General features: G+C 67.9%; 21 protein-coding genes. 7 read left to right on the top strand and 14 right to left on the bottom strand.

Going from position 1 to position 19,396, the window contains the following annotated elements:
• Window positions 1-48: 48 nt before the first annotated feature.
• From LVJ59_RS06650 to LVJ59_RS06635, 4 genes are all read right to left on the bottom strand, one after another.
• Window positions 49-858: a flagellar motor protein MotB gene (locus LVJ59_RS06650; protein ID WP_047524795.1), complete on the bottom strand. Its 810-nt coding sequence runs from the start codon at window positions 856-858 to the stop codon at window positions 49-51.
• On the bottom strand, window positions 855-1,667 hold the full coding sequence (locus LVJ59_RS06645) for a motility protein A (protein WP_131491838.1): 813 nt from the start codon (window positions 1,665-1,667) through the stop codon (window positions 855-857). Before LVJ59_RS06645 ends, LVJ59_RS06650 begins: the two co-directional genes overlap by 4 nt.
• Entirely contained in the window at window positions 1,667-1,918 is a 252-nt protein-coding gene (locus LVJ59_RS06640) for a flagellar FlbD family protein (RefSeq protein ID WP_131491839.1), read from the bottom strand. Before LVJ59_RS06640 ends, LVJ59_RS06645 begins: the two co-directional genes overlap by 1 nt.
• 140 nt (window positions 1,919-2,058) lie before the next feature.
• On the bottom strand, window positions 2,059-2,400 hold the full coding sequence (locus LVJ59_RS06635) for a helix-turn-helix transcriptional regulator (protein ID WP_232762435.1): 342 nt from the start codon (window positions 2,398-2,400) through the stop codon (window positions 2,059-2,061).
• 84 nt (window positions 2,401-2,484) lie between these two features.
• Between LVJ59_RS06635 and LVJ59_RS06630 the strand changes: the two genes are divergently transcribed.
• On the top strand, window positions 2,485-3,822 hold the full coding sequence (locus tag LVJ59_RS06630; protein WP_232762434.1) for an FAD-dependent oxidoreductase: 1,338 nt from the start codon (window positions 2,485-2,487) through the stop codon (window positions 3,820-3,822).
• Here the strand turns inward: LVJ59_RS06630 and LVJ59_RS06625 are convergent.
• Genes LVJ59_RS06625 through LVJ59_RS06615 form a run of 3 tightly spaced genes read right to left on the bottom strand, consistent with a single transcriptional unit; the run spans window position 3,773 to window position 6,244 of the window.
• Window positions 3,773-4,573 carry an ABC transporter permease subunit gene (locus LVJ59_RS06625; RefSeq protein WP_232762433.1) on the bottom strand — a complete coding sequence of 267 codons (801 nt, stop codon included), beginning with the start codon at window positions 4,571-4,573 and terminating at the stop codon, window positions 3,773-3,775. The genes LVJ59_RS06630 and LVJ59_RS06625 overlap by 50 nt on opposite strands.
• Complete coding sequence (locus LVJ59_RS06620) at window positions 4,566-5,504, bottom strand: ABC transporter ATP-binding protein (protein WP_047524801.1); 939 nt, start codon at window positions 5,502-5,504, stop codon at window positions 4,566-4,568. Before LVJ59_RS06620 ends, LVJ59_RS06625 begins: the two co-directional genes overlap by 8 nt.
• A 50-nt stretch (window positions 5,505-5,554) precedes the next feature.
• On the bottom strand, window positions 5,555-6,244 hold the full coding sequence (locus tag LVJ59_RS06615) for a TetR family transcriptional regulator (RefSeq protein ID WP_232762432.1): 690 nt from the start codon (window positions 6,242-6,244) through the stop codon (window positions 5,555-5,557).
• Window positions 6,245-6,324: 80 nt separating this feature from the next.
• On the opposite strand from LVJ59_RS06615, the gene LVJ59_RS06610 reads away from it, so the two are divergent.
• The 3 genes from LVJ59_RS06610 to LVJ59_RS06600 are packed head-to-tail and all read left to right on the top strand — an operon-like array spanning window position 6,325 to window position 8,407.
• On the top strand, window positions 6,325-6,882 hold the full coding sequence (locus LVJ59_RS06610; RefSeq protein WP_166804704.1) for a TetR family transcriptional regulator: 558 nt from the start codon (window positions 6,325-6,327) through the stop codon (window positions 6,880-6,882).
• Window positions 6,879-7,643 carry an ABC transporter ATP-binding protein gene (locus tag LVJ59_RS06605; protein WP_232762431.1) on the top strand — a complete coding sequence of 255 codons (765 nt, stop codon included), beginning with the start codon at window positions 6,879-6,881 and terminating at the stop codon, window positions 7,641-7,643. Before LVJ59_RS06610 ends, LVJ59_RS06605 begins: the two co-directional genes overlap by 4 nt.
• Window positions 7,640-8,407: an ABC transporter permease gene (locus LVJ59_RS06600; protein ID WP_232762430.1), complete on the top strand. Its 768-nt coding sequence runs from the start codon at window positions 7,640-7,642 to the stop codon at window positions 8,405-8,407. The genes LVJ59_RS06605 and LVJ59_RS06600 overlap by 4 nt, the downstream gene beginning before the upstream one ends.
• A gap of 18 nt (window positions 8,408-8,425) precedes the next feature.
• Here the strand turns inward: LVJ59_RS06600 and nhaA are convergent, their stop codons facing one another.
• Window positions 8,426-9,724 carry a Na+/H+ antiporter NhaA gene (gene nhaA / locus LVJ59_RS06595; protein ID WP_131491846.1) on the bottom strand — a complete coding sequence of 433 codons (1,299 nt, stop codon included), beginning with the start codon at window positions 9,722-9,724 and terminating at the stop codon, window positions 8,426-8,428.
• Window positions 9,725-9,942: 218 nt separating this feature from the next.
• On the opposite strand from nhaA, the gene LVJ59_RS06590 reads away from it, so the two are divergent.
• Both LVJ59_RS06590 and LVJ59_RS06585 read left to right on the top strand, forming a co-directional pair.
• Complete coding sequence (locus LVJ59_RS06590) at window positions 9,943-11,328, top strand: TrkH family potassium uptake protein (protein ID WP_232762429.1); 1,386 nt, start codon at window positions 9,943-9,945, stop codon at window positions 11,326-11,328.
• Between the two features lie 127 nt (window positions 11,329-11,455).
• Window positions 11,456-11,941, top strand: a complete 486-nt coding sequence (locus LVJ59_RS06585; RefSeq protein WP_232762428.1) for a hypothetical protein — start codon at window positions 11,456-11,458, stop codon at window positions 11,939-11,941.
• Here the strand turns inward: LVJ59_RS06585 and LVJ59_RS06580 are convergent.
• Window positions 11,934-12,338, bottom strand: a complete 405-nt coding sequence (locus LVJ59_RS06580) for a MerR family transcriptional regulator (RefSeq protein ID WP_374199041.1) — start codon at window positions 12,336-12,338, stop codon at window positions 11,934-11,936. The two genes, LVJ59_RS06585 and LVJ59_RS06580, sit on opposite strands and share 8 nt — an antisense overlap.
• Before the next feature lie 164 nt (window positions 12,339-12,502).
• On the opposite strand from LVJ59_RS06580, the gene LVJ59_RS06575 reads away from it, so the two are divergent.
• On the top strand, window positions 12,503-14,023 hold the full coding sequence (locus LVJ59_RS06575; protein WP_232762427.1) for a SulP family inorganic anion transporter: 1,521 nt from the start codon (window positions 12,503-12,505) through the stop codon (window positions 14,021-14,023).
• A gap of 65 nt (window positions 14,024-14,088) precedes the next feature.
• On the opposite strand, the gene LVJ59_RS06570 is transcribed toward LVJ59_RS06575, so the two are convergent.
• From LVJ59_RS06570 to LVJ59_RS06550, 5 genes are read right to left on the bottom strand one after another with little or no spacing between them, the layout of a single operon-like run.
• Window positions 14,089-14,784: a TrkA family potassium uptake protein gene (locus LVJ59_RS06570; protein WP_197055688.1), complete on the bottom strand. Its 696-nt coding sequence runs from the start codon at window positions 14,782-14,784 to the stop codon at window positions 14,089-14,091.
• 46 nt (window positions 14,785-14,830) lie between these two features.
• Window positions 14,831-16,195: a TrkH family potassium uptake protein gene (locus tag LVJ59_RS06565; RefSeq protein WP_232762426.1), complete on the bottom strand. Its 1,365-nt coding sequence runs from the start codon at window positions 16,193-16,195 to the stop codon at window positions 14,831-14,833.
• Window positions 16,196-16,232: 37 nt separating this feature from the next.
• Window positions 16,233-17,699 (bottom strand): sodium:alanine symporter family protein, encoded by a 1,467-nt coding sequence (locus tag LVJ59_RS06560; RefSeq protein WP_232762425.1) that lies wholly within the window; start codon window positions 17,697-17,699, stop codon window positions 16,233-16,235.
• A 60-nt stretch (window positions 17,700-17,759) separates the two neighbouring features.
• Window positions 17,760-18,920 carry a flagellar hook protein FlgE gene (locus LVJ59_RS06555; RefSeq protein WP_232762424.1) on the bottom strand — a complete coding sequence of 387 codons (1,161 nt, stop codon included), beginning with the start codon at window positions 18,918-18,920 and terminating at the stop codon, window positions 17,760-17,762.
• Window positions 18,921-18,951: 31 nt separating this feature from the next.
• Window positions 18,952-19,389 carry a flagellar hook assembly protein FlgD gene (locus tag LVJ59_RS06550; protein WP_131491851.1) on the bottom strand — a complete coding sequence of 146 codons (438 nt, stop codon included), beginning with the start codon at window positions 19,387-19,389 and terminating at the stop codon, window positions 18,952-18,954.
• Between the last annotated feature and the right edge of the window lie 7 nt (window positions 19,390-19,396).

Genomic DNA, 19,396 nt, shown 5'->3' with positions numbered 1-19,396 from the left:
GAACCCGACTATCGGGCGGCGACCTGCGTGCGTTAGGAGAGGAGGGAGTCAGGAGGACGGCTGCGCCGCCTGCGCTTCGGGAAGGAGGGCACGCACCTCCTCGTTCGCATCGGACAGGACGACGATGTCGACCCGTCGGTTCTGGGCCAGAGCCTCGCTGCTGTTGCCGGCGGCGATCGGCCGCGTATCACCGAACCCGACCGACTTCAGGTGGCTCGGCGGCAGCCCCGACGACTCGACCAGGTGCCGCAGCACCTGGGTGGATCGTCCGGCCGACAGTTCCCAGTTGGTGGGGTAGGGAGCGACGGAACCACGCACGTCGGCATGACCCTCGACGGAGATCTCGTTCGGTGCGGTGACCAGCACCGAGCCGAGCGCGTCGAGGACCAGCACGGCGGTGGGGCTGAGTGCGGTGCTGTTCGTGGTGAAGAAGGTTTCCGCACTGACGAGACCGATCGTGAGCCCGCGCTCGTCGATCGTGAAGGTGACGTCGGCCTCGAGACCGTTGTCCGCGAGCACCCGCCGCAGCTTCTCCCGGAGAGCGGAGAGTTCGCTGAATTCGGTCTGTGCGGCGGCCAGGTCGACATCGGCGAAGTCGTCGCCGTCTTCGTCGACCAGTTCCGGAGGGACCACGACACCCGTGACCGCATCCACGTCGTCCGACGGTTCCTGACCGAAGCCGGTCGCGAGGGAAGCGCTGAGGGCCTCGAACTTCTCCTGGTCGACGGTCGACATCGCGAACAGCACGATGAACATGCACATGAGCACGGTGACCATGTCGAGGTACGAGGCCATCCAGCGCTCGTCCGGTCCGCTGTGCTCCTCTTGCGGCACCCGACGGCGGGCGCGCACGCTCATGGGGCCGGCTCCGTCTCCTCCGCGGCGCGAGTGCGGGTGCGCGACCGGGCGGATCGCGCCGAGGGGCGTTCGGCGACGAGTGCGCGCAGGCGTTCTCCGACGAACTGCGGCGGGGCGCCGGCCTGGATCGCGAGCATCCCCTCCATGAGCACGGTCATGCGTTCCAGCTCGAGTTCGCCGAGGCGCTGGAGCCGTCCGCCGATGGGGAGCCAGATGAAGTTCGCGGACAGCAGCCCCCACAGTGTCGCGACGAACGCGGCTGCGATCATCGGGCCGAGCGTGTCCGGCTTGTCGAGCTTCTCGAGCACGTGGGTCAGCGAGACGACGGTGCCGATGATGCCGACGGTCGGCGCGAAGCCACCGAGGGTCATGTAGAAGCGCGAGGCGGTGCGGTTGCGGGCGGCGGTCGAGGTGAGTTCGTCTTCCAGGAGGGTCCGCAGGTCTTCGGCATCCGTGCCGTCGGCGATGCTCTGCAGTGCCTGGCGGAGGAACGGGTCCTTCTCCTCGTCCAGACCCTGTTCGAGGGCGAGCAGACCTTCCGCGCGCGCCTTCTCGGCGTATCCGACGACCGTGTCGATCGTGCTCGCGGCGGTGCGGCGTTCCCCGCGGAACGCCCGGGGGAGGGACTTGAGTGCGTGCAACGCGTCGCGCAGGGTGCCGCTCGCGAGGCCGACCGCGATGGTCGCGCCGAACACCAGGACCATCGGGGCCGGCAGCAGCAGGGAGCCGACGGTCGCGCCTTCGATGTTGATCATGGCGACCAGTGCGCCGAAGGCGAGGACCAGGCCGAGGATGAGGGACGGATCCATCAGAGGTCCGCCTCGGCGTCGGCGGCGATCGCGGGATTCTTCTCGTCCGCGGCGATCAGGGTCGCCGCGGTCGCGAGCACTCCGGCGCGGAACCGGGTGATCTGAGCGATCACGTCGTCCATCGTCTCGGTGACGACGAAGGTCGCGCCGTCGACCATGATGAGCGTCGTGTCCGGCGTGGCCTGGACACGTTCGATCAGGTCGGGATTCACCGCGAACCGCGAACGGTTCAGGCGCGTGAGGACGATCATGGGCTCCATCCTGGAAAGATCCGTCCGCGTTCCGGGGAACACGGACCCGACGGCCCGTCCTGGGCTGTCGGGGGTGACTGTCGGACGGAGGGCGCCGGTCGTTAGCCGGGAGGACCCGTGACGTCTGCCGGTGTGCGCGCTCAGACGGCGCGAAGGGCGTCGGCCGCGGCCGCCATCACGTTCGCATCGAGCGCGAAGTACGCCCACTTCCCCCGCTGTTCACGAGTGACCAGGCCGGCCTCCGTGAGGAGTTTCATGTGATGGGAGACCGTTCCCTGGGAGAGGCCCACGGGTTCGGTGAGGTCGCAGATGCAGGCTTCGCCGTCGGGTCCGGCGGCGATGAGGGACAGCAGTCGGACCCGCGTGGGATCGCCCAGTGCCTTGAACACCCGCGCGATGCGCTCCGCGTCCTCGGCGCTCACCGAAGGAGTGAGCGGAGGGACGCAGCACGCGGGCGCTTCGATCGTCGTCGGCAGGGTCACGAATCCATTGTGCCACGTATTGACAATCTTCGATAGATGCGCGACAGTCGCCATATTGAAGATTTTCGATTTGAGGAGAGTGTGATGTCCGAGCTTCCCGTCGTCGTCATCGGAGCGGGCCCGCAGGGGCTCGCCGCCGCGGCGCATCTCGTCGAACGCGAGCAGGACGTGATCGTGGTCGAGCGCGGGCGCGGTCCTGCCGCCGCCGTCTCCGAATGGGGACACGTCCGCCTGTTCTCGGCGTGGCCGGAGCTCACGGATGCCGCCGCCCGTCGGCTGCTCGAGCCGACCGGGTGGACCGCGCCCGTCGCGGGATATCCCACCGGCGCGGAGTGGGTCAGCGCCTACCTCGCGCCTCTCGCAGAGGTCCTCGATGAGTGGATCCGCTACGAGACGACTGTCACCGGAGTCGCTCGGCAGGGCCGCGACAAGGTCGTGGACGGAGGGCGGCGGAGTCAGCCGTTCGTGGTGCACACCGTCGACGCCGACGGCCGGGAATCCCGCCTCCTCGCTCGTGCCGTCATCGACGCGAGCGGCACCTGGGCGCTTCCCAATCCGGCAGGCGCCGACGGCTTCCCCGCGATCGGGGAGTCCGCGTCGAGCCGACTGATCTCGTATCGCATCCCGGCGGAAGTCTCGGAGCTCGCGGGCGCGCATGTGGTCGTGGTGGGATCAGGGCACTCCGCCACGCACACCGTCCTCCGGTTGAGTGAGATGGCGCGACGGAACCCGGGCACGCGGGTGACCTGGGCGCTGCGCCGGGGGAGCACCGCGAACATCTTCGGAGGGGGCGCCGGAGACGATCTGCCGGAGCGGGCCGTGCTGGGCTCTCGTGCGCGCACGGTGATCGATGACGGGGCCGTGGATCTCGTCACCGGATTCCGTGTCGCCGAGTTCCGCCAGGATGGATCCGGTCTGACGATCCTCGCTGAGGACGGGCGTGAGATCACCGGGGTCGGACGCGTGTTCGCGCTCACCGGGTTCCGGCCCGATACGGAGATCCTCCGAGAAGTGCGGGTCGATCTCGATCCGTCGCTCGAGGCCGTCGCCGGCATCGCATCCGAGATCGACCCGAACATCCACTCCTGCGGGTCCGTGGGGGCGACCGGCGCGAGAGAGCTCACGCACCCGGAACCCGGGCTCTTCATCGTCGGGGCGAAGTCCTACGGCCGGGCGCCGACCTTCCTCGCGATGACCGGATACGAGCAGGTGCGCAGCGTCGTCGCCCATCTCGCGGGCGATCAGGAGGCGGCGGCTCGCAACGAACTGGTCCTCCCGGCCACCGGAGTGTGCGGGGGACCCGGTGATTTCGATGCTGCTGCGGGTGGGTGCTGTGCCGCTCCCTCCGTGCTGCAGATCGGCGCGCCACCACTCAGCCGATCACGTCACGTCGCTGCAGCGCCCATGCGCTCCCCGCGATGAACGCGAGGCTCAGCGCCCACAGGGCGATTGCCCCGCTCGGGCTGAGCCCCTCGGCGAGCGGAGGCTGGTGGAAGGCCCAGGAGTAGGGCGAGATCGTGCGCAGCCATTCGACCGCCTCGACCTGGTTGGCAATGGCATTGAAGGCGTATCCGGCGAGCGCGATGCCCGCACCCGCTGCCATCGCCCAGGAGCGGCGACCGACCAGTGCGCCGATGAACAGCGCGGTGCTCCCCGCCAGCGCGGTGAGCCCGACGAAGACGACCGTGGCATCGACGATGTGGATCGGGGTGATGTCGAGTGTGGCGGAGTCGTTGAGCAGCGCGACGACCGCCCCGGCGAAGACGCCCAACCAGGCGAGCCTGACCAGGATCGCGGCGGCGGACTCCAGTGCATACCGCGCACGCCCGACCCCGTGAGCGAGATCGAGTTCGAGTCGGCCGGACTCCTCCGCGCCGGCGATGGCGCCCGCGCCCCAGGACGTGGCGGCGATGGTCAACAGCAGGAAGCCGATGAGCCCGTAGAACGTGCCCTGCGCGTATCCCGCACCGGTACCGATCTGGTCGTAGCCGAGTGCTCCGACCAGCTCGGGCGGGAGGCTGTCGATGATCTGCTGCATCTGGCCGTTGCCGCCGATGCTGGGGAAGAGTGGCAGGTACATGAACAGCACGGCGGCGACGCCGATGGTCCAGCCCAGGGTCCCGCGCCAGTCCTCGCGGAGGGAGCGCCGGAAGACGGGGAGTGCTTCACGCATCGCGACCACCTTCCTCCGACTGCGAGGGTTCGCCGTAGAGCCTCAGCACGGACTCCTCCAGGTCTGGTTCCTCGATCGCCAGGTCGATGACGCGGTGATGGGCGAGCACCTTCACCAGCGGATCGATGTCGCCTTCGACGGTGGCGCTCACGCGCACGGTCTCGGCCGCGCCGCGCACCTCGAGATCCGTGACCTGCGGCAGCGCGCCGAGTTGCTCGCGGATCGTCGACTCATCCGTCGCGAGGAGGCCGGCCCGCACTCGACGGACGGCCCCCAGTCGCAACGACGCCACGTCGCCTTCCGCGACGACCTTCCCCTGACTGAGGACGGCGACGACGTCGGCCGTCTGTTGGATCTCGCTGAGGACGTGTGAACTCAGCAGCACGGTTTGGCCCCGATCCCTCGCGTCGGTGATGAGGTGGAGGAACTCGCGCTGCACGAGGGGATCGAGTCCGCTGGTCGGCTCGTCCAGCACCAGCAGCGGCGGCTCATGCATGAAGGCCTGGACGACACCGAGCTTCTGCTTGTTGCCCTTCGAGAGTGCGTGCACCGGGCGGCTCAGATCGAGGTCGAGTCGGTCCGCGAGCTCGCCGATCATGCCAGGCCTCACGGGTCCGGACACCTCGGCGTAGAAGTCCAGCATGCGCCGTCCGGTCGCTCGGCCGTCAAGTCGGAGTTCGCCCGGGATGAACCCGATGCGCCGTCGAAGGGCAGGGCCTCCCCGGCGCGGGTCTTCTCCCAGGACCCGGATGGTCCCCTCGGTGGGGCGGATGATGTCGAGGATCATGCGCAGCGTCGTGGTCTTGCCTGCGCCGTTGGGGCCGATCAGGCCGAACACGGTGCCGGGCTCGATGCTCAGATCCAGGGAGTCGACGGCCGTGTGCCGGCCGTATCGCTTGCGGAGGCGGGTCAGTTCGATGGCAGGGGTCATTTCCCTGCTCCTTTCGGATGGGTGGAGAGGAATCGGGTTCGGGCTTCGCGTCAGCGCGGCGGATCCGGATCCTGATTCGGGTCGTTCTCTCCTTTGTCGGACCGAGGGCCGCTGCGTCTGGACAGTGCTTCCTTGGCGGCGACGAGCAGCCGGTCGTCGGCGTAGAGGCCGTGCGTGTACAGCTCCAGGACGGGGATGGTCGAGCGTTCCAGCAGGGAGGTCGTCAGCGTGGTCTCACCGAAGGCGCGGGCGAGTTGGCGTCGCAGGATGACGGGGCCGAGGCCGTAGAGCGTCATGTACACGGCGGTCGCTTCGAGGTCGGATTGTGGGCGCATCGTCCCCTCGGCGATCTGCTCGCGCAGCATCTCCCTGGTGCTGGAGAGGAACGTGTCGAAGAGCCGGTCGGACGCGCCGGAGTCGTCGACGAGCATCCGAGCGAGGTAGTCCAGGCCGGCGTTGCGCTCCTCCAGCGAGTCCAGGGCCTGGCGCATCAGCCGGGAGGCGTCAGCGCCGGTCATGCCGTCGCGCTCGGCGACGAACTCGTTCACGACGTGGGCGTCGCACACTTCCCTCAGCCCCTCTTTGCTGCCGAAGTGGTGGAGGATGAGCGCCGGGCTCACGCCGGCATCCTGCGCGATCTGTCGCACGCTCGTGCTCGCGAAACCCTGCTGGCCGAACCGCGATATCGCGGCGTCGCGAATGCGGGCGCGTGTCGTGAGATCCTCGGCTGCTGAACGCATAGTCAGGATGCTAAACGGTTGTTCAGTCACGCGCAAGAGGTGGTTGCATGCCAGTGATGTTAGTGACTAACATCACTGGCATGGCCCGCACCTCCGCCACCGCCGAACGCCTGCGGGCGTCTGCCCTGCGATTGTTCTCCGAGCACGGTTTCGACGACGTCACGGTCGAGCAGATCGCCCGCGATGTCGGGGTGTCGCACATGACCTTCTTCCGGCACTTCCCGACGAAGGAGGACGCGATCCTCGACGATCCCTATGATCCGTTCATCGCGGAGGCGGTGGCGGCACAACCCGCCGACCTGCCCTCCGTGGAGCGGGTGCGAAGGGGCCTGTTGCGCGCGTGGGATTCCGTGCCGGCGGCGACCCCGGAGGAGACGCGCACCCGAGTGACGATCATCGCGGGTCACCCGCGGCTACGTGCCAGGGCCTGGCAGAACACGCAGCAGACGGAATCCCTCATCGTCGAGGCCCTGACCGCTCAGGGGACGCCGAGGCGCGAGGCGGTCGTCGCCGCGGGCGCCTGTCTGGGGGCGGTGATGGCGGCGCTTCTGGAGTGGGGGTCGGAAGCGTCCGATGCACCCCTCGGCCCGACGATCGTCGATGCGCTCGGCCTGCTCGCCACCGGGGCGAAGCCGTGACCGCGACGAGAGCGCTGCCGGTGATGATCGCCGCCCGGCAGGTGCACAAGCGGTACGGAGACGAGGTCGCGCTGCGCGGGGTGAGCCTCGACGTGCACGGCGGCAGCATCCACGCGCTCGTCGGCTTGAACGGGGCGGGAAAGACCACGCTCATGCGCTCGATGCTGGACATGATCCGCCTCGATGCCGGACGGGTGAGTATCCGGTGCGAGGACGACCTGGTCCCGGTGGAGAGGCTGCCGCGACCGGAATGGCGTCACGTCGGCCACATGATCGAGACGCCCTTCACCTACGCGGAACTCACGGTCACGGAGACGATCGTCGCTGCGGCCCGACTGCACGGGGTGTCGCGTGCGGATGCTCCGAAGGCCGCGCAGGCCATGATCGATCAGCTCGAACTCGGTCAGTGGGCGCATCGGCGAACGCACTCCCTGTCGCTCGGGAACAGGCAGCGCCTGGGGCTGGCCGGCGCGCTGGCACATCGACCCCGGCTGCTGATCCTCGATGAGCCGGCCAACGGTCTCGACCCCGCAGGGGTGCACGTCGTTCGCAGGATGCTGCAGCAGGCCGCGGCGAGCGGTGCCGCGATCCTGATCTCGAGCCATCACCTCGACGAGATGGCCCGCATCGCCGACACCATCAGCGTGATGCACCGCGGGTCGCTCATCGGAACCCTCCCGCCACAGGGAATAGACATCGAACGGCAGTTCTTCGACATGGTCACCGTCCATGACGGTGTCGACGGGGGAGGAGCAGGATGAGGGCTGCGCTCGCCGTGGAATGGATCAAGTTCCGCAGGGCGACGACGGTACGGATCGCGACCGTCCTCATCACGCTCCTCGTTCCCGCGATGAGTGCGGGTTTCCTCGTCGTGGTGCGTTCCGACTCGGACAGCGCGCTCGCGATCAAGGCTGCGGCACTCCTCACCGATGTGGGGTGGACGGGTATCACCGGTTTCTCGGCGCAGATCATGTCGGTGGGCGCCCTGCTCGCGGTCGGCGTCGTCGTCGCCTGGGTGTTCGGACGGGAGTTCACCGACCGCACGTTCGGGGCGCTCTTCGCCGCTCCGACGTCTCTCGGCGCCCTCGCCTCCGCCAAGATGCTCATCACGATGGTGTGGGGCATCTTCGTATCGGGTGTCGCCGCGACGCTCACCCTCGCGGCCGGCGCGCTGATCGGACTCGGTATCCCCGACGCGGACGCCACGGCCGGGGCGGGGCGGATCGCCGTCGTCGGAGCGCTCACCGTCGTGCTCACGCTGCCGCTGGCACTGGTCGCCAGCGCCGCCCGGGGGTATCTCCCCGCGATCTCCGCGCTGCTCGCGCTGGTCGTGATCACTCAGGTGGTGGTGGCGCTGGGCGCCGGGGCGTGGTTCCCGTATGCCGCTCCCGGCATGTGGTCCGGGTTGGGCGGCGCGAGTCTCGCCGAAGCGGTCACACCGCTCCAATTGCTCCTCGCGCTGCCGATCGGAGCAGCCTCGGCCGCCGCGACCTGGTGGTGGTGGCAGACGGCCGAGGCGCGGTGACGCCACGGCGTCCGAGGCTCAGGACTCAGCGTCCGCAGCGTCGAGTCGGCGGTACCGGCGGTTGCGGATGCCGAGGAGCACCGAGGCGGCGAGGGCCGCGACGACGGATGCCGTGAGGATGGCGACCTTGGCGTGGTCGTGGTGCTCGCTGCCGGCGGCGAAGCTCAGCTCCGCGACCAGGAGGGAGACCGTGAACCCGATCCCGGCGAGAAGGCCGACACCGACGATGTCCATCCACCTCAAGGAGGGGTCGAGGTTGATGCGCCGGATCCTGGTGATGATCCAGGTGGCCGCCGTGATGCCGAGGGGCTTTCCGACCACGAGGGCCACGACGATCCCGACGACGACGGGGTCCGTGAAGGCCGAGACGAAGCCCTCGCCTCCACCGATCGCGACGCCGGCGGAGAAGAACGCGAACACCGGTACCGCGAACCCTGCGGACAACGGACGGAAGCGGTGCTCGAACACCTCGGCGAGACCAGGACCCGAGTCGGGTCCTCGGTCGGCCTTCTTGTGGAGTACCGGGATGGTGAAGCCGAGCAGCACGCCCGCGATCGTCGCGTGGACGCCGGACGCGTGGACCAGTGCCCAGGCGACCAGGCCGATCGGCAGGAGGATGAGCCAGGCCGCAGTGGGACGCAGGTGGAAGAAGTCGCGATACCGCTGGGCGATCACGCCGTAGACCGCGATCACGACGAGGGCGAGCACGAGGGGGAGGACCTCGATCGTCTCGGTGTAGAACAGCGCGATGATGCCGATCGCGATCAGGTCGTCGACCACCGCGAGGGTGAGCAGGAAGATCCGCAGCGCGCTCGGCAGGTGGGATCCGATGATGGCGAGCACGGCGACGGCGAACGCGATGTCGGTCGCCGTCGGGATCGCCCACCCGTGTGCGGCTTCCGGCGAGCCTGCCACCACGGCGAGGTAGATCACCGCGGGCACGATCACGCCGCCCACTGCAGCGACGATCGGAACCACAGCGGTGCTGAACCTGCGCAGATCGCCGGCTACGAACTCGCGCTTGAGCTCGAGACCGACGAGGAAGAAGAAGATCGCGAGCAGACCGTCCGCGGCCCAGGCGCCGAGACTCAGACGCAGATGCCAGGGCTCGTATCCGATCTCGAAGTCGCGCAGCGCGAAGTACGACTCCGCCCAGGGCGAGTTCGCCCAGAGCAGCGCGATCGCGGCGAGCGACACGAGGAGGATGCCGCCGACGGTCTCCTTGCGCAGGATCTCGCCGATGCGGCGGGACTCGTCGCGGGAGGAGGAGGGGAAGACGGCGCGGACTTTGGCGAGTCGCGGGGAGGGCTTGACCATGCGAGAGCTTTCGGGTCGATGAGCGTGTGTTCGTCGACCAGGCTTCCCGACACTCCGCCTCCCAGCTTACCCGAACGGTGGAAGCCGACGTGCGCGCCCAGGAGCCTTCCCGGGGCGTGCAGCCCCGTGTCGCCACCCGATTCCGCGTCCGACCGCTGCTGTACTGTGAATGGTCGGTGTGCCGGGAGTCGGCTCGGCGACCCGACAAGGAGCCTGTGGTGACCACCAGTCAGCCCAACGTCCGGACCGCGCGATTGTGGGCGCCGATCCGCTGGATCGCCGACTTCCCCCGTCGTTCGCCGGCCCGTGCGTCGATCGCAGTGTTCGTGCTCGCGGCAGTGCTCTTCACCGCGCTGTTGCGCCTGCCGTTCGCCGCGGCGGACGGTGTCGCTGCGCCGTGGGAGGATGCGACGTTCACCGCGTCGTCCGCCGTGACCGTGACGGGGCTGACCTCCGTCGACACCGGGACGTCCTGGTCGCTGTTCGGGCACATCGTGATCCTGCTCGCCATCCAGACCGGCGGGCTCGGCATCGTGACCGTCGCGCTGCTGCTCACCCAGGCCGTCACGCGCAGGCTGGGGCTCGGCGGACGCGTCTTCGCCCAGCGCGTGATGGGGGCTACGCCCCTGGGCGACGTCAAGCGGCTCCTCAAGATCGTCGTGCTGACCACGTTCATCATCGAGGGTGCGCTCTGCGCGCTGTTGCTGCCGGCGTTCATCGTCGAGGACGGCTGGGTGCGAGGCCCGTGGCACGCCCTGTTCTACAGCATCTCGGCCTTCAACAACGCCGGGTTCGTCCTCGATCCAGGCGGTCTCGCGGTCTACAGCCACAATGTCTGGATCATGGGGGTGCTCATGGTCGGCGTGATCGCGGGCAGCCTGGGATTCCCGGTGTACCTCGCCGTCATCGCTCATCTGTGGGGGCGCGGACGGTGGTCGCTGCACACCAAGCTGACCGTCACGACGACCCTCGTGCTGTTCCTGGTCGGCGCGGTCAGCTGGGGGGCGAGCGAGTGGAACAACTCCGCGACCATCGGCACCCTGAATCCGCTCGATCGGATCCTCCATGCGCTGTTCGCGTCGACGATGATGCGCTCCGGGGGGTTCGCGATCGTCGACACGGAGCAGTCGACCTCGACGACCCTCCTTCTCACGGACGCCCTCATGTTCGTCGGCGGCGGTTCGATCTCGACCGCCGGGGGTATCAAGGTCACCACGCTCGCCGTGCTGTTCCTCGCCATCGTCGCCGAGGCCCGAGGCACCAAGGACATCGCGATCTTCGAAAGACGACTCCCCGAGAGCGTTCTCCGTGTCGCGATCTCCGTCACCTTCCTCGGGGCGTCCCTCGTCCTCGCGGGGACGGTGCTCCTCACTCTCACGAACAAGGCGCCGCTCGACCACATCCTGTTCGAGGTCATCTCCGCTTTCGCGACCTGTGGGCTTTCAGTCGGACTGTCCGCCGACCTCGACCCCTTCGGCAAGTTCGTCCTGTCCGCACTCATGCTCGCGGGACGAGTGGGCCCCATCGGTCTCGCCGCCGCCCTCGCCGTGCGACAGCGCACCGAGCGCTTCACCTATCCCACCGACCGTCCGATCCTCGGGTAGTCGCCGACACGCCTGAGCGCGATGAGGCGTCCGGTGCATCCGGCTTAGACTTCCGTGCAAGCCCGCAGGTCGGGCGGGAGAGCCGGGAAGCCTGGTCGGCACCACTCTTCGACGACCGGAAGACCTGATGCACACCACGATCGCGTACAGGGGCGACATCGCAGACGCCCATCCCTCGCCGTCCGCCGCGCCCGAGGTGACCGACGCGCGCTGTCTCGTGTGGTCAATCGACCTGACCGGCGTCGAACGCCGTCGCGAGGCGGGACGCCTGCTGCGTGCGGGGGCGGCCGAGGCGCTCGCGGCCAGTGGCTCCTACGGAGACCTGAGGCACCTCGTTCTCACCTATCGCGGCCCCGACGCGAGGCGTCGATCACTGCGCTTCACCGCTCGGGGCATCGCACGGCGGCTGCACAGCGAGCTCGAACGAACGCGGGGGCGCTACGTCGACGTCGTCGTCATCGACCTGTCAGGGATCGATCGTCGCGGGCTGCTCGCGCAGCGCGTCGACGAGCTCGCGAGCACCGGCAGAGGGATCGTCGGGTACGCCGCCATCCCCTGGGAGGACCTGCGCGGCGAGAGCATCCGCGACACCTGCACGCGCGACGTCATCTAGCGGGGCGCGGCGGGCTTTCGGTCGCCGAGAACTGCGCGAGCTGGGCGAGGAATTCGTCCGCCATCCCCACCTGGTTCGCGAGGCGTTCGCGCCGGGCTGTCGCTTCCTGTCGAAGCGCGCTGAGCCGCTCCTGGAGATCTTCGCTGTCCGGCTCGTCGGCGAGGGCATCGACCACGTCCAGGACCGCGCGCATCTCATCCAGCGTGTAGCCGAGCGGCTTCATCCGTCGGACGATCATGAGGCGGCCGACGTCTTTCGGGGTGTAGAGCCGGAAGCCGCCGTCCGTGCGGCCGGTCGGGATCACCAGCCCGACATCCTCGTAGTGACGGAGGGTGCGGAAGGACAACGACGTCTGGTCGGCGACCTCGCCGATGCGCATCGTCTCTTCGTGCTCCACGGATCGGCGTCCTTTCCCTGACTCGACAGCAAACCTCACGTTACGTTAGAGTCTGCGTGCGCGCATTTCTGCGCATACCCCATTCTTCCGTGCCGAGCTCCGTGGCGCATGCGCACGGTCCGTGCGCGCCCTCCGCTCCTTCGCAAGCCCCTCCAGGAGAGCACATGACTGCTGTCGTCCCCGCCCCGGAACGCCCGTCTCGCTACCGCATCGAACCCACCGTCATGCAGGCGCTGCGGAACCCGCGTCTGCTCACCCGTGAGGTCCTCGCCGGGCTCGTCGTGGCCCTCGCGCTGATCCCCGAGGCGATCGCCTTCTCGATCATCGCCGGGGTCGACCCCCGGGTCGGCCTCTTCTCCTCGTTCGTGATGGCCGTCGCGATCTCGTTCCTCGGCGGACGCCCCGCGATGATCACGGCGGCCACGGGGGCCGTCGCCCTGGTGATCGCGCCGGTCGCGCGGGAGTACGGGATGGACTACTTCATCGCCACCGTGCTCCTCGGCGGCGTCATCCAGATCGGCCTCGCCCTGCTCGGTGTCGCCAAGCTCATGCGATTCATCCCCCGCTCGGTGATGGTGGGTTTCGTGAACGCGCTGGCGATCCTGATCTTCACCGCGCAGCTGCCCCAGCTCTGGGACGTGCCGTGGCTGGTCTATCCCCTCGTCGCCGTGGGCCTCGCCATCCTGTTCCTCATGCCGCGCATCACCAAGGTCGTGCCAGCCCCGCTGGTCACGATCGTGCTGCTCACGGGCGCCGTCGTCGTCTTCGGGTGGACTGTGCCGAACGTGGGCGATCAGGGCGAGCTTCCCCAGAGCCTGCCCGAGCTGTTCATCCCGAACGTCCCCTTCACCCTTGAGACGCTCGGGATCATCGGCCCGTTCGCTCTCGCCATGGCGGCGGTCGGCCTGCTCGAGACGCTCATGACCGCCAAGCTGGTCGACGACATCACGGACACCCACTCGCGCAAGACCCGTGAAGCCTGGGGCCTGGGCGTCGCGAACGTGCTCTCCGGAGCCTTCGGCGGGATGGGTGGATGCGCCATGATCGGCCAGACCATGATCAATGTGAAGGCGTCCGGTGCGCGCACGCGCATCTCGACGTTCCTCGCCGGTGTCTTCCTGCTCATCCTCGTGCTCGCACTCGGCGACGTGGTGGCGGTGATCCCGATGGCGGCCCTCGTCGCCGTGATGATCCTCGTCTCGATCTCGACCTTCGACTGGCACAGCATCCGCCCGTCGACGCTGCGCCGCATGCCGAAGAGCGAGACCGCGGTCATGGTGATCACCGTCGCCGCGACCGTCTGGACCCACAACCTCGCGATCGGTGTCGTCCTCGGAGTGCTCACGGCGATGATCATGTTCGCCCGGCGGGTTGCGCACTTCGTCACGGTCACCCGTACCGTCGCCCCGTCGGAGTCGGGGGACATCGCGCACTACGAGGTCGTCGGTGAGCTGTTCTTCGCCTCGAGCAATGACCTCACTACTCAGTTCGAGTACGCGGACGACCCCGAGCACGTGGTCATCGACATGACGCGCTCACACATCTGGGACGCCTCGACGGTGGCTGCGCTCGACGCGGTGGCCACGAAGTACGAGCGTCTCGGGAAGACGGCCACCATCCAGGGGCTCAATGACACCGCAGCAGCGTTCCGTCGCCGTCTGAGCGGGAACCTCGGCGCCGCCTGACCCCCGAGTCGCACGTCGAGGTCTCTGAGCACGCTCCCCGCTTGTCGCCCTACGGGGTCGCATGTTCAGCGCAGTTGTGCGAACCTCTCGACCTTGTCCGTCGGGCCCACGACGAGCACCGTGTCTCCTTCGCTGAGGACGGTGTCGGCCTGCGTGTTTCGCCAGCCTCCCGACGCCGACCGATGCGCGGCGATGGTGACACCATGGGTCGCGCGCACCGCCCCTTCCGCCAACGTGATGCCGTGGAGATAGCGAGGTGCCACGGTCTTCACGATCGCGTACCCTTTCTCGATTTCGAGATAGTCGGCAGCCGCGCCGCGGACGAGGTGTGCCACACGTCGTCCCATGTCCTTCTCCGGGTAGACCACCTTGTGCACGCCGAGCTGTTCGAGCACGGCACCGTGTCGTTCGTCGACGGCCTTCGCCCAGATGACCGGCACTTTGAGCTGCAGCAGAAGGGAGGCGGTGAGAATCGATGAGGTGATGTCGGATCCGATGGACACGACGACGCGGTCGAACTCGCCGATCGCAAGTTGCTTGAGAACGTCGAGGCGCGTCGAGTCGGCACGGACGACCTGGGTGAGCTGACCGTTCAATGCTTGAACGGTGTCTTCGTCGGCGTCGATACCGAGCACTTCTGTCCCTGAAGCCATCAACTCGAGTGCGAGGGAAGTGCCGAACCGGCCGAGACCGATCACCGCAACGGAATCCGCCTCTGCGATTCGCCTCGCATCCTGGCCGAACGAGAGAAACTTGGGCACGTGGGGTCCTTTCGAAGAGGGGGCGATGCCCGATGATGGCACGGAGTCAGCCGATCGCGGGCCGCTCCTTGGGGAGTTCGTAGGAGGCCCGCCGCTCCCTCAGCGCGAGCGCGGAGCCGAGGGTGAGCGGTCCGAGCCGACCGAGGAACATCAGAAGGACGAGGATGATGTGCCCTGTGGGCGGTAGATCCGCTGTGATCCCGGTGGAGAGACCAACGGTGCCGAACGCCGAAACCACCTCGAAGAGCACTTGATCGAGGTCCAGATCGGTCATTGCGAGAATCGCGATGACCGCTGCCATGATCGCACCCAGCGCCACGATCACGACAGTGATCGCTTCACGATGCACCGCCCGCGAGAGTCGTTTGCCGAACACGTTCACGGCAGCTCCGCCGCGGAGCTCGGTCCACATGATGAAGAAGAGCACAGCGAATGTGGTCACCTTGATGCCGCCGGCGGTTCCGGCCGGGCCGCCTCCGATGAACATCAGCACGTCGGTCCCCAACCAGGTCTCATCGTGCATCTGCGATACGTCCACGGAGTTGAATCCCGCCGTCCGGGATTGCACCGCGTGGAAGAATGCCGCGAGGACGCGCGATCCCGGCGGCAGATCTCCGAGGGTGCCCGCGTTGCTCCACTCGATGACCAGCACATACACCGTGCCACCGGCGAGCAGGACGGCCGTCACCGCCAGCACGATCCTCGTGTTCATCGTCCAGTGCAACGGGCGACGGAACTCTCTGCGCAGCTGGCGGAGAACCGGAAACCCGAGCCCGCCCAGGATTATCGCGACGCAGATCGGGAGGCAGATCCAGGGGTCCTGGACGAAACCCATCAGGCTGTCCGTGTACAGCGCGAAGCCGGCGTTGTTGAAGGACGAGACCGCGTGGAAGATCGCATGCCATGTTGCGCGCACGGGGTCGTATCCATACCCCGTGGTGAAGCGCAGGAAGAGCAGCAGTGCCACGGCCGCCTCGATCGCGACCGTGGTGGCAAGGATGCCGGTGGCGACGCGCTTCATGTCTCCCGCGCCGACGGACTTCGTCTCCGTGCTCGCGAACATGCGTGAGCGCACCGTGAACCTGCGGGCCAGGGCCAGACCCACGAGTGCCGCGAAGAGCATGATCCCGAGACCGCCCAACTGGATGAGCACCAGGATCACGATCTTCCCGAAAGGACTCCAGTACACGGCCGTGTCGACGACGATCAAGCCGGTCACGCACACCGCTGACGTCGAGGTGAAAAGCGCCTCGACCAGCCCGGTCCACGTTCCGGCCGCAGACGAGAGCGGCAACATCAACAGCGCGGTTCCGACGATGATCGTCGTCCCGAACCCGAGCGCGATGGCCCGGGCGGGCGCAAGCTGAAGGCTCTGCGCGAGCCACGCACGAGCGGAGAAGTGTGAAGCCACGAAGAAGCAGACTACTCCTGCGTGCCTCCTCCGCCCCTCAGCGCCGACGGGCCCGGGGCAGGTCGATCGGACCCGTCACCGAGAGCTCGTTCTCCCAGACCTCGATCCCGCGCACTCCGGGCAGTCGCGCCTGGGTGAAGACGGGATCCAGTCCCTCTCGTCGTTGCTGCGTGTAGTCCTTGAGGAGCTTGAAGGCGACGCCGGAGAGCAGAGCGATCGCGACGAGGTTCACGATCGCCATGAAGCCCATCGCGCCGTCGGCGAAGTTCCAGACGACGTCGGCCGAGACCAGCGCACCGGCGAACACCGCGGCGATCGCGAAGAGACGGTAGCCGAGCAGCACACCGGGGTTCGAGGTGATGAACTCGATGTTGGTCTGTCCGTAGTAGTAGTTGCCGAGGATCGAACTGAACGCGAGCAGGAAGATGATCACGATCAGCAGGATGTTCGACCAGCTCCCGAGGGCGCCGACGATCGCCCCTTGCGTCAAGTCGATGCCGCGCTCCGCGTTCGCGAGGTCGGGGACCGACACGAGGATGATGAACGCGGTGATCGAGCACACGAGGAAGGTGTCGAAGTAGACGCCCAGCGTCTGCACGAGGCCCTGCTTGACGGGGTGCGTCACGGCGGCACTCGCGCCGGCGTTCGGCGCCGAGCCGAGGCCGGCCTCGTTGGAGAACATCCCGCGCTTGACGCCGGTCAGGATGATGTAGGCGAGGGCGGCTCCGACGATCTCGTTCGGCCCGAAGGCCTGGGTGAAGATCAGGGAGAAGACCTCGGGGAGTCGCTCGATGTGCATCGCCACGATCACTAGTCCGAGCAGCAGGTACAGCAGCGCCATGACCGGCACGAGCGTCTGGGTGACCGATGCGATCCGGCGCACGCCACCGAAGATGACCAGACCCATGAGCAGGGCGAGTGCCGCGCCGATGACGACGGGAAGCCAGGCGGCGGAGTCGTCGCCGAAGCTCCCCGAGATGGTCGCCTTGATGGTGTTCGCCTGCAAGGAGCTGAAGGCGATGGGGAAGCAGATGATGAGGATGACGGCGAACAGCACGCCCATCCATCGGGCACCGAGTCCGCGCTGCATGTAGTACGCGGGCCCGCCCAGGAATCCGTCCTTGTCGCGCGTCTTGTACAGCTGCGCCAGGGACGACTCGATGAATGCGGATGCGCCGCCGATGAAGGCCATCAGCCACATCCAGAAGATCGCGCCGGGACCACCGATCGCGATCGCGGTTCCCACTCCGGCGATGTTGCCGACTCCCACTCGGGAGGCCGCGGAGATGGTGAAGGCCTGGAACGCGGAGACCGATTGCGGCTCGCCGGTCTCGGTCCGTGGCGTCCGGTCCTTCAGGGTGCGGAACATCTCCGGGATCAACCGGAACTGCACGACGCCGGAGCGCACCGTGAAGTACAGGCCGAGGAGGACCACGATCGGCAGGACGAGCCACGTCCACAGGTTGTCGCCCCAGGTCAGCAGCCACTCATTCACAGCATCCATCCGCACAGTATGGCAGGGCGGCGACCCGCGATGTCACGGGCCGCCGCGGTTGGCCGCCGCTCAGCGCTTGAGGTTGGTGAGCTCCTGCAGCACCTCATCGCTGGTGGTGATGATGCGGGCGTTCGCCTGGAAACCGCGCTGAGCGACGATCAGGTTGGTGAATTCCTGCGACAGGTCGACGTTCGACATCTCGAGTGCACCGCTGATGATGCCGCCCAGGCCCTCGGTTCCGGCCTCTCCCAGCATCGGCTCCCCGGAGTTGCCACTGGGGCGGAACTGCGACGATCCGGCCTTCTCGAGTCCGCCCGGGTTGACGAAGCCGGCCAGCGCGACACGAGCGAGCACCTCGGTGTCTCCGTTGCTGAAGGTACCGACGAGGCTGCCGTCGTTCAGGAGCGCGTACGAGCTCAGCGTGCCGGCCGGCTTGCCGTTCTGCTCCTTGATCGCGACATCGCTGACGTCCGCGAAGCCGGTGACCGCCGAGAGGTCGACCGTGACGCCGCCGGAGACGATGGAGGACGCGGCCGTCTGCGCGCCGTCGGTGAATGCGAGGGCGGTGGTCGCACCGCCGGGCTCGGTGACGTCCCAGCCCGTGGCGGTGCGGGTGAAGGTGAGACGCAGCGACGTGGCCGCGCCCTCGGCGTCGTAGGTCTTGATGTCGCGCACCAGCTGCTCGCCGACAGCGGCACCGGAGGGCAGATTGCCAGTGACGCGGGCGGTGGTGGTGGCGGTGGCGGGGCTCAGGGCTCCGACGGGGAGCCGGATGTCGCCGATGCCCTGGCCGGGGACGATCGCGCCGTTCTGAGCCGTCCATCCCTGCACGAGCGCGCCGTCGGCAGAGACCAGCTTGCCGCTCGCGTCGAACGAGAACCCGCCGTTGCGGGTGTACAGGGTCTCGCCCCCGGAGCGCACGACGAAGAAGCCATCGCCCGCGATCATGAGGTTGGTCGGCACTCCGGTGGGCTGCGGGGCGCCGGAGGCGAAGTTCGTGCTGATTCCCGCGACCTGCACGCCGAGGCCGACCTGCGCGGGGTTCTGACCGCCGGAGGCCTGCTGCGGCATCATCGAGTTGCGGACGAGCTGCGAGAGCGAATCCTGGAACTGCACGGCCGAGGCCTTGAACCCGGTCGTGTTGACGTTGGCGATGTTGTTGCCCGTGACGTCGAGCATGGTCTGGTGCGAGCGCAGACCCGAGATTCCGGCGAAGAGGGAGCGGAGCATGATGATGCCTTTCTGGGATGTGCGGGGCTGGTCAGGACTGGGGGCGGGGGACGAGGGAGACGCCGGAGACGGCATCGAGCGGGATGGACGCTTCGCCGATGGTCACGAGCGGGACGGGGCCCGCGTACGACACCGACGTGACGATGCCCTTCTGCGTGACACCCTCCTCGTCGACGTACTGCGCCTCGTGGCCGATCAGCGCGGCGGCCGTCTGGCGCATGCTGAGCGCGAAGTTCTCGGTCGACGTCGCGGAGAGTGCGGTGAGCTGCTCCATCGAGGCCAGCTGGGTGGTCTGCGAGATCATCTCGTTGGTGTTCATGGGGGAACTCGGGTCCTGGTTGGTCAGCTGCGTCACCAGCAGCTTCAGGAAGACCTCGGAGTCGAGCGTCTTCTTGCGCTCCGCCGGGGGTGTGGTGCTCCCCGTGTGCACCCCGGAAGGGGGGAGGGTGCCGGAAATCGGGTCGGTCATGGGATTC

The sequence above is a fragment of the Microbacterium sp. KKR3/1 genome (assembly GCF_021272365.1).
Classification (GTDB): domain Bacteria; phylum Actinomycetota; class Actinomycetes; order Actinomycetales; family Microbacteriaceae; genus Microbacterium; species Microbacterium aurugineum.
This window is presented reverse-complemented; position numbering and strand designations above follow the sequence as displayed.